At 61.1% G+C, this 5059-nt stretch carries 6 protein-coding genes; 4 read left to right on the forward strand and 2 right to left on the reverse strand.

Features of this window, described 5'->3' with window-relative positions:
• Nucleotides 1-243 precede the first annotated feature (243 nt).
• Together M0R36_10945 and M0R36_10950 are read right to left on the reverse strand one after the other, a co-directional pair.
• Entirely contained in the window at nucleotides 244-408 is a 165-nt protein-coding gene (locus M0R36_10945; GenBank protein MCK9556306.1) for a hypothetical protein, read from the reverse strand.
• Between the two features lie 181 nt (nucleotides 409-589).
• On the reverse strand, nucleotides 590-829 hold the full coding sequence (locus tag M0R36_10950) for a hypothetical protein (GenBank protein MCK9556307.1): 240 nt from the start codon (nucleotides 827-829) through the stop codon (nucleotides 590-592).
• 352 nt (nucleotides 830-1181) lie between these two features.
• Here M0R36_10950 and M0R36_10955 point away from each other — a divergent pair, with 352 nt between their 5' ends.
• The 4 genes from M0R36_10955 to M0R36_10970 form a co-directional block, all read left to right on the forward strand.
• A complete protein-coding gene (locus tag M0R36_10955) occupies nucleotides 1182-2135 on the forward strand; it encodes a hypothetical protein (protein MCK9556308.1) in 954 nt (317 codons plus the stop codon).
• Between the two features lie 34 nt (nucleotides 2136-2169).
• The gene (locus tag M0R36_10960; protein MCK9556309.1) at nucleotides 2170-3144 is read left to right on the forward strand and encodes a hypothetical protein; all 975 of its coding nucleotides are present in this window, start codon (nucleotides 2170-2172) and stop codon (nucleotides 3142-3144) included.
• A gap of 36 nt (nucleotides 3145-3180) precedes the next feature.
• Nucleotides 3181-4836: an AAA family ATPase gene (locus tag M0R36_10965; GenBank protein ID MCK9556310.1), complete on the forward strand. Its 1656-nt coding sequence runs from the start codon at nucleotides 3181-3183 to the stop codon at nucleotides 4834-4836.
• A gap of 1 nt (nucleotide 4837) precedes the next feature.
• The coding region (locus M0R36_10970) for a hypothetical protein (protein MCK9556311.1) at nucleotides 4838-5059 on the forward strand (222 nt) is incomplete at its 3' end.

Here is a 5059-nt window from a genome sequence, read left to right on the forward strand (position 1 = left end):
CGCGGGAGTCGAACCCGCGCGGGAAAGGAGAGTAACCCGCACCTCGTCCGCCAAATGGTGGGCCTCTCACCCACCCGCCGCTGCTTTTCCGGTGTCAGACCTGCATAGTTACGGTCAACGCTGATCAGTCAAACCGGAGGGAGGTTATAACGTCGGATCCCTCACGACGGGGCAAGGGTGATCGGCCCTCGCCAAGTCAAAAAACCCGGGTGGGGAAACAGCCCGGGCCGGGCAGTATGCCCGTTAGTCCTTGTCTTTTATGATCCTGGCCTGCCAGCATGGACAGGCGGCTTCGGCGGCCTCATGTGAGTCGTATCTGTACGCCTCGGTTTTTTCGGGCGACCACCCGTAGCTATCGGTCCAGTATTCTCCTTGCCATTCGATAATGTACTTCATAATGTACTTCATGACTCTCTCCCTTTTCTCGGCCGTGGGGCCGCCTCCACCCTCAGCGAGGGCAGGGGCGGGCCCGCGCCCGCCAACCCGTAACGTGGGTCATTCGGCCGAGTCGCGGGGATGGCCAGCATGGCGTCGCTCGGCGGCGCATAGGCCCCTATTTCTATCGCCCCGGGGTGGGGGGCGATATTGTCTAGTCTTCCTCAACCCACAAGGGGGTCGTCCCCTTGTAGATCGCCACCAAGGGGACCACGTCCCCTGGTGACAAATCGCATCCGGCCCCGGACCGGATGAGGTTTACCCTCGCTGCGTCTCCGGCGGGGGTGGTCTCGTACCAGGAGCATGGCCCCTGATACGAGTTCTCATAGTCCGCCGTTTTGCGGACTATGAGCCCCTCTCTGACGAGAAGGGTTATAACTTCTTTTTTAGTCATGTCTCTCTCCTTTTTTGCCGCTCAATTGCGGACACCTAGAGCTATTGCACAGTCCGTGCCAACAAAAAAGCTAATGATTTCAACGGTTCAGCTTACCAAGTCTCGCCTAGAAGTGTAGCGTTATGCCACATATTGACAAAAGCCTATGTGATTTCAACCACTTATCGGTGTAGCGTTTTGCCACAAGCCGGTTTTAGTGTAGCGTTTTGCCACACTTTCGAGGCCTCGAAATAGGTGGTCCGCATGTCTAACTATGCGAAATTATTGAAAACACGCAACTTGGAGGACTGGCACGGTGATTGCAATGCTATCAGGCATCCCGCGATTGAGCGGCAGTAAAAAGGAGAGAGACATGATAGGCTATAAGGTTTTCACTCACGATTTGCGTCCGCCCGTCCATGGCGGCGATCCCGTGTGGGACGGGACAACCCCGTACCAGTTGCCCACCGTGGCGGTCGATACCGGCCCGGACGATTGTGGGGCCGGGTGGAATTTCTGCCGCTCGGCTGCAACCGCGCTCCGTATCGCAGGGCTGTGGCCGGACGGGCGGCCCTCGCGGCTCCTTCGTGTCGAGGCGGCAGAAGGCGCGCAGCTCGCCGACCCGGACGGCAGTCCTGTGATAAATATCCCCGCGCTGGTAGAGCGCGGCAATAAATGCCGCGCGGGGTCGCTCCTCATCGTCGAGGAGGTCACCGACCTGCAACCGGCTATCGAGGAGCTGTCTATTCCGTTCGGCGAGTTCGCCGCTGAAATGGTGGACGAGCAGCTCGCATGGCGCGAGGCGCTCGGTCGTCCGCTGTACGACCCGACCGTAGTCGAGGCAGGTCTACGCGAGGCGCTCCAGGCTCGCGGCCTGGACTGGGAGCTGCGCCGCTGTGAGAGTGCCAGGGAGGCCTGGGAGGCCATGGAGGTCTGGGCGGCCAGGGCGGCCTGGGCGGCCTGGGCGGCCTGGGAGGCCTGGGAGGCCAGGGCGGCCTGGGCGGCCAGGGAGGCCTGGGCGGCCTGGGCGGCCTGGGAGGCCTGGGAGGCCAGGGAGGCCTGGGAGGCCAGGAAGGTCTGGGCGGCCAGGGCGGCCAGGGCGGCCTGGGAGGCCAGGGAGGTCTGGGAGGTCTGGGCGGCCAAGGAGGCCAGGGCGGCGCTGACATTATACTACACAGCGCGGCGCGGGTGGGTATCCTATCCGGCGCATATGCTCTCGGTGGGTATCCGCGAGGCGTATCGCCACGGGCTGGGCGTGGCTGTCCCGGTTGCTCCCGGCGTGCTCGGCTGGGCGAGGACGGAAACCTTGACAGCCGCGGGCCAGTAGGTTAGGGTGTAACCATCAGGAGGTTACATTGACAATGGGATATACCAAATTGTTTTCGTCCATTATCCATTCTACAATCTGGCGTGAGCCGGACCACGTGAGAATTGTGTGGGTGACCATGCTCGCCATGACCGATCAATATGGCGTGGTTGAGTGTTCGGTCCCCGGACTCGCTGACGCGGCGCGCGTCAATCTCCAACAGTGTATTGAGGCAATTGACAGGCTGTCGGCTCCGGACCCATACAGCCGATGCCCCGATTACGACGGACGCCGAATCGAAAAAGTAGACGGCGGTTTCCAAATCCTCAACTATGAATACTACCGGCGCAAAGCATCGGAAGAGGAGAAGCGAGAGAAAAACGCTGATAAACAAAGGCGTTGGAGAGAGCGACAGAAGGCGTTGCAATCGGTTACTGAAATAACTGATAGTAACAAATCGTTACCATCCATAACCGACCGTAACCAAGCGTTACAGCCTGTTACCGAAAATAACCCCTCAGAACAGATCAGAACAGATCAGAACATACCAGATCAGATCAAAGACAAGAAGAATAAGAAGCGAGCAAGCTCGCCTGTCGTCAATGAGGAGGATAAAAAGTTGGCTTTGACCTTCCTCAAAATTTTCAACCAGGTTTTTGATCGTGACTGTGGCGACCTCAAGGGAACCACGAAGAGCATCCGCCACCGGATGACCGCCGACGATTATGCCGAGTGGCAAATTCTCATCTCGCCGATCATGGAGTGCGCCAGGGATCCGGGCGTGGCAGATCTCAAAAACTTCGGGCCAACGATGCTCCTTCGCGATGGACGCCACCCGAGGACCGGGCGGGATGGGCACACAACCGGCGCGGTAGACTGGCTTGAGCGCCTGTACTCGGTCGCCGATACGGTCCGCCTGGACGAGCGGTTGACGGCGATTGCGGAGCACTTCGGGCTGCTCGACGACATCAAGCGGACCGGGGCGAAGGTGTACCAGCGCATGGAGACAGCCGATGAAATGGCTTTTTAAGTTTTGGCTCCACCGCGCGGTGAAGAGGGTAGAGAAATGACACTGGATGACTTTATGCGGCGACTCGAAGGGGTGCGACCAAACGGCAAGGGATTCACCGCCAGGTGTCCAGGCCCGGCCCATGGCCACGGTGACAGGCACAACAGCCTATCCGTGACTCCCGGCGACGACGGGCGCATCCTCCTCAACTGCTTCACTGGGTGCTCCACCGATGACATCGTGTCGGCGCTCGGCCTGACCATGGCGGATCTCATGCCGCCGAAGGACAACCGGCCGCGCAACGAAACGGTCTACAAGCTGGTCATCGGCCCCGGTGATGTGGTAGAGCATGTCCGCGTCGAGAAGGCGGACGGGAGCAAGGATTTTTTCTGGAGGCGCAACGGACAATCCGGACTCCAGGGGCTCAAGGTCCGAGACCTGCCACTGTACCGGCCGGATCGAAATCGTATTTGGGAGGACGGCGACAGGATAACGATCTGCGAGGGCGAGAAAGCGGCAATCGCGGCTGAGGGGCTCGGTCTCGCTGCCTACGGCACGGTATGCGGGGCGGCCGCCTGTCCGTCCGTCTCAGTACTCAAGCCGGTATGTGCCGGCCGCCACGTGCTGCTATGGGCCGACAACGACGACCCCGGACGCGCGCACATGAAGTCCATCGCAGGGGCGCTGACGGGGCTCGCCGCAAGCGTGACGACGTTCTGGACTGGCGGCCCGAAGGACGACGCCGCCGACTACGAGGGTACGCTCGCCGACCTGAATCAGCTCATCGAATTTCAGAAACACGCCGGGCTCGTCCGGCTCGGCGAAGTCATCCACGCCACCCTCGACGACCTGGCCCGGTACTCGGCAGGGGATTATGGCGGCCGCGTCCAAACCGGCATCGACAAGCTCGACCAGGCCCTTCGGGGCGGGATGATGCCCGGCGCGGTGTACCTGCTGGGCGCTCCAAGCGGACATGGTAAAACAACCATCGTCCAGGAGTGGGCGTTCCGCGCGGCGGCGCATGGTCCTGTGCTCATCGTGTCGCCTGAGATGTCCACCGGCGAGCTCGCCGAGCGCGCTATCATTCGCAGGTCACTGACGCCACTGTGGAAGAGAGCTCCGTGGATGCCGGCGGACACACGCCGAGCCGCGACCCTTGCGCACATGGAAGCGGCTACCCTGCTACGACGCGAGAACCTGCCCGTGTACGTGCTCGACGATTCGGATGTAGACATGGGCAAGGTGATGGAGAAGGCCCGGGCGCTCGACGGCGTCCGCCTCGTGGTCATCGACTACGCGCAAGAGGTCGCCGACAAGACATCGGCTGTGCGGTATCGCGCCGTCGGCGAGGTGGCAAGCCAGGCCATCGCACTGGGGCGCGAGCTTGGATCAGCGATCCTGGTGGCGTCGCAGGTCAACATCGTGCAAGAATCGGACGGCTCGACTGGGTACAGATTCCGCGAGACTGCAGAGCTGGAGAGCAGGTCTCATTGCTCGATGATTTTCGAGATCAAGCGCAAGAAGCAGCCGAACGAACGCGGGTTCTGTGATGTCGACACGGCGCACCTCATCGCGCGCAAAAACAGATCCGGCCCGCTGTTTCGATTGCAAGTCGACTATCGTCCGGACATCTATTTTGTGAGCAACTACAAACCCGAGGAAGCAAAGCCGTGGGCTCCGCCCGATCGCGGCGAGATGGAGGAGGGATACTGAAATGTGTAAACCAGCGAGTATGATTGTGACTCGAACATCCGTGCTGATGTGCGGCACGGACAGACACTCGGACATCCGCGAGAAACACCACCTGCGGGACGACCTCCCCGCCGGGCGGCGCGATTGGGTGCCGGTGGAGATATACCCGGACGATGGAGACTACAGCCGCCCGGCGTCTGAGTGGCGTCTCCATACCGATCTGCCGCTCGGCGAATGGCCGGAC

The sequence above is a fragment of the bacterium genome (assembly GCA_023228325.1).
In the GTDB taxonomy this organism is placed as follows: domain Bacteria; phylum Auribacterota; class UBA6266; order UBA6266; family UBA6266; genus UBA6266.